The sequence below is a fragment of the Fervidicola ferrireducens genome, from assembly GCF_001562425.1.
Lineage (GTDB): Bacteria > Bacillota > Thermosediminibacteria > Thermosediminibacterales > Thermosediminibacteraceae > Fervidicola > Fervidicola ferrireducens.
In genome coordinates this window covers 1-3709 of sequence record NZ_LOED01000064.1, presented here as the reverse complement: position 1 = coordinate 3709, position 3709 = coordinate 1, and the positions used below count along the sequence as shown (strand labels likewise).

5 protein-coding genes are annotated in these 3709 nt (G+C 49.0%); all 5 read right to left on the bottom strand.

What is annotated here, in order from left to right:
• Positions 1–254 precede the first annotated feature (254 nt).
• The gene (locus AN618_RS13260) at positions 255–410 is read right to left on the bottom strand and encodes a hypothetical protein (protein WP_187694939.1); all 156 of its coding nucleotides are present in this window, start codon (positions 408–410) and stop codon (positions 255–257) included.
• A gap of 53 nt (positions 411–463) precedes the next feature.
• A complete protein-coding gene (locus AN618_RS12120; protein WP_066355567.1) occupies positions 464–1081 on the bottom strand; it encodes a hypothetical protein in 618 nt (205 codons plus the stop codon).
• Positions 1066–1215 carry a hypothetical protein gene (locus AN618_RS13255; RefSeq protein WP_157081757.1) on the bottom strand — a complete coding sequence of 50 codons (150 nt, stop codon included), beginning with the start codon at positions 1213–1215 and terminating at the stop codon, positions 1066–1068. The genes AN618_RS12120 and AN618_RS13255 overlap by 16 nt, the downstream gene beginning before the upstream one ends.
• A 424-nt stretch (positions 1216–1639) precedes the next feature.
• The gene (locus AN618_RS12115) at positions 1640–2806 is read right to left on the bottom strand and encodes an Athe_2463 domain-containing protein (protein WP_066355565.1); all 1167 of its coding nucleotides are present in this window, start codon (positions 2804–2806) and stop codon (positions 1640–1642) included.
• Complete coding sequence (locus AN618_RS12110) at positions 2803–3603, bottom strand: copper amine oxidase N-terminal domain-containing protein (protein ID WP_066355564.1); 801 nt, start codon at positions 3601–3603, stop codon at positions 2803–2805. Before AN618_RS12110 ends, AN618_RS12115 begins: the two co-directional genes overlap by 4 nt.
• Positions 3604–3709 lie beyond the last annotated feature (106 nt).

The window sequence follows — 3709 nt, the reverse complement described above, 5'->3', positions numbered from 1 at the left end:
GTCGGCAGTGAACAATACCATCTTTTCTCCTCCTTCTGTAAGGAGCCCTGTGATCCGGGCACCTTTTTGAAAGGTGGTAGGTCTCCCTGAGGCGTGCAGCAGCACCCCGTGTAAGGCTGCGGGATTTCACCGCTGTCTCCCGGGACTGGGAGTGTCGTCCCGGAGCGTCAGGTCCCGCTGCCGCACACCCGCGTTCAACTACCTGCCGGTGGCAAACCTGTCAGCAGTTCACCCCTGCTGGCAAGCCCCCGCTTCTATAAGCGGGGGTAGTTGACTCTCCTTTCCAGAGGTTCAAAGTCGACTTCGTATTCCCTGCCCATCCACGGCATGGCGGAAATGTGGGCCAGGATGGCAGGAGTGACCGCCTCATAGACGGCCACCCCATCTTTCCTGACTTTCACTTTCACCATGCCGGTTGGGGGATGTCCCGGAGCTTCAAGGGTATCACTCTCCTTTTTCTTTGTTAGCCTTTTTTTTCTCCCTTTTTCCTGCGCATTTTAACGGTGTAGACAAAAGCGTCGCTTTCTTTATGGATTTCCGGTATGGGGTCTCCGTTAAGCCATATAGGCGCTCCTGCGGCATAGAAAGTTGCCCCTTTTGCTTCCATGGTGTCTATTGCGACAATATACACATACGTGTTCATCTCGCCGATCACATTGTACCAGAGGTCTTCATCATCTTCATCTATCCCAACGAATGTAATTTCTTCGCCCCAGATAGCCTGGTCGACTAGAAGCCCAATATCCTCTTCAATGTTACCGATAAGGTGCACCAGGTCTTTTTCATCGTACTCGTAATCATCATCCTCCGTATCGTCTTCTGCTAGCTCCCAGCCTTCTTCAGCGAATTCTTCTACCTCCCGTGGGAATTCCTCTTCCTCCCAGTCTAACTCCAACTCAGCAACGATGTTTTTTGCCAATTCATCAAGGATGTACTGGTTTTTAATAAGGTTTTTTGCAATCACCTCTTTCTCTGCCTCGGTATAGCTTGGGTCATTTTTTACATGCCGTTCGATGTAATCATCTATATCTGGTTTCACGAGTTTAATTTTTAGCATTCTTTCTGCTATGGTCTCTCCCATAAAGCATCCCTCCTCCCTTTTTTTTGGAAATACTCTCTTCCCAGCCTTTCCAGTGCCTCCTCCAGTCCTTCATCCCAATCCCAACTCGGGATTGAGAGCAAGGTCTGGATTTCGGCTGCGATATCCTCTCGCATAAGTGCTCCCTCCTCCTTCGCTCTCTTTGTGGTGTTTTATAAAAGCAAAAGCCCATCCGAAGAACGGACGGACTTACACTCTCTTTTAAAGACAAAACACCTACTCTTATCAGCAGGCGTGACTTGCTCCTTTCGGAGGTATGGTCGGTACTTGCCCTTTTCGGGGTTGGGGGAAAAACAGACGATCCTCGCTTTGAATTGTACCACAACTGCCGGTGTGTGTCAAATATTGAAGGCCGGAGGGCATTAACCCCTCCGGCCCAACCCCGAAGAGAGGCGGGAGCACCTATGTCAGTTTGATTATAGCAGGCATAGAGGTTTTCTGCAAGCCCCAAAATGCCTTTAAAAGGGCCTTTTTCAGCAGCGGGGGATATAACTATATCCCCCGCTGCTGAAAAAGGCCTTAAAAGGCGATTTTGGCGGCTCACTTCGTCAAATAAGGGTTACTGCCGCCGGTCTGTTTTCGCTGGTCGAGCCCAAGGCATCTTATCGGGAAGGTTACTTTGTTGTTGGCGAAGGTTTTTTCGCTTTTGGGTTTATTCCTGCCCGGGTTAATCTCAGCTTCGAGCTTTATTGTTGTGCCTTCTTTGACGTTCGGCATTGTGAACGTTATCGCGTGCTCTTTGTAACCCTTTGCAGGTATTGTGATTGAGATCTTCTTTATTTGCTTTCCGTCTTGCCTCCACACAAGGTCGGTCGTTACTGCGACATCTCCGGTGTTCTTTATCAGCACTGAATAGGTATCCTTTTCACCCACCATCAATGCCGGGTTATACTCTCCCTGCTGGGCTATCAAATCGATGACCGGCTGGGGCTTATTTTCCTGCTTCTGCTCGGGGAGCTCTAGAGCGAAGGGTGCGATGGGGACGGTCTTATACCAGTATTTGCCGTTGAGCGAGTGGAACATTACGCCCATGCCCCAGGTATATTCTGTTGGGGGTTGGATAATATGCACGTATTGGGCCCAGTCAGTCGTTGCCCCCCGGGTTTCGTCGTAAATCTTGTCAAAAGGATTGCTGGAAGCTGCGTTGCGTTTATTGCCGTAGAAAACCGTGAGGCCCGTGTGAATCGCTGCGTTGATTTTCTGGCGGAGGGTAGGGTCAGAGTCGATAGCGGTTGTTATGTCGTTCTTTTTTATCGCCCCGCCCCTATAGGTTACGCCATGCTTCCAGGGTTCAGGGACCCAATTCCTGTCGTTCAGATAACCACCACTCCAAGCATCCATCGGGAACAGCTCATTAACATAGGCCTCGCCGTTCATTGTCTGACCAAAAAATCTATAACGGCCATTCTTCAATTCATTATTCTCGATATCTTGAGGTGTCCCATAGACCATTAGGCACCGCATCGTATATAAATCTTTATTCAGCTGCTTCCCTCTTAAGTTCTGAGCACCATAGTAGCTGGGAATTCGATAATTCTCGTATATATCTTGATTAAGTGTATCTATCAGCCTTTCCCATGAGGGGCGGTTGGTAGTTATGAGGTACTCTATTTTAGTTTGGTCACTCGCCATAACCGAAGGGATTAGCAAAAAATAAATCAACACAAAAGAAACTAAGGCTCCTAAAGATTTCTTCACCGCCTTCACCTCACCCAGACTTCTATTAACGGGCTGTTACCTAGGCTTCCTCCAGCCTCTATACGCCAGTTGCCATAGTAAAAACTCTTGAAAGGTAGCTCTTTTCTTTTGGTATCCTTTTGCCTCACGTAAGCAATCACTTCATCGGCCGTCTTTTCATCAACGAAGTGCAGTAAAACCTTCTTGGCATCCCTATATTGCTCCTCCAGCGGCTTCACATTTGACGGCCCCCATACGTCCGGCAGCATTATCATGATGTCAACATACAGCTTTTCTCCTCTTTGCACCTCTTCATCCTCAATAGACCCCACGTCAACGTATATCGTCTTCAAGTTCGACGAATTCTTTATCTCCTCTATCGTCTTCATCAGCGGCTGTTCCTTCGAGGTTGTAATAAACACCGACCAGCTCTTTTCGTCCCATTTCACCGTCGCCCCCAGGGTCTCAGATATGAACCTGAGCGGCACCAGCGTCCTTGCATTCTTCAGTTCGGCGGCGGAGTCTATGTCGACGTATTTCCCGTTCACCAAAGCTCGCTTTTCGCCTATCCGTATCTTAACTTCCTTGCCCCCCAGCTTATACACCGCCGCCTTTTCCTTGTCTATCCAGTCTACCTTCGCCCCCATCTCTTCAAAGACCTTTCGCATAGGGACCATGGTCCTGCCGGCTGAATTGATGTAAGGCTTCACGTCTGCGAAGTAGACGTTCACCCCGTTTACGTATACCCTGACCTCTTTCTGGGCCCCGAAGGCTATATTACTTCCCAGCAGGAAGATTATAAGCAGACAAGAGAGAAATTTTCTCATACTTAAACCCCTGGTTCAAAAAACTTGACTGTTTTTATCTCCAGCCAAGCCGGCCCCCAGACCAGGCTTTCGCCTCCTTCCCGGATATTTGATTTGCCCTCCGAGG

Excerpts from the sequence above, each read along its gene's own strand:
- AN618_RS13260 (WP_187694939.1), bottom strand. The coding sequence starts at position 410 with ATGGTGAAAGTGAAAGTCAGGAAAGATGGGGTGGCCGTCTATGAGGCG.
- AN618_RS12120 (WP_066355567.1), bottom strand. The coding sequence starts at position 1,081 with ATGGGAGAGACCATAGCAGAAAGAATGCTAAAAATTAAACTCGTGAAA.
- AN618_RS13255 (WP_157081757.1), bottom strand. The coding sequence starts at position 1,215 with ATGCGAGAGGATATCGCAGCCGAAATCCAGACCTTGCTCTCAATCCCG.
- AN618_RS12110 (WP_066355564.1), bottom strand. The coding sequence starts at position 3,603 with ATGAGAAAATTTCTCTCTTGTCTGCTTATAATCTTCCTGCTGGGAAGT.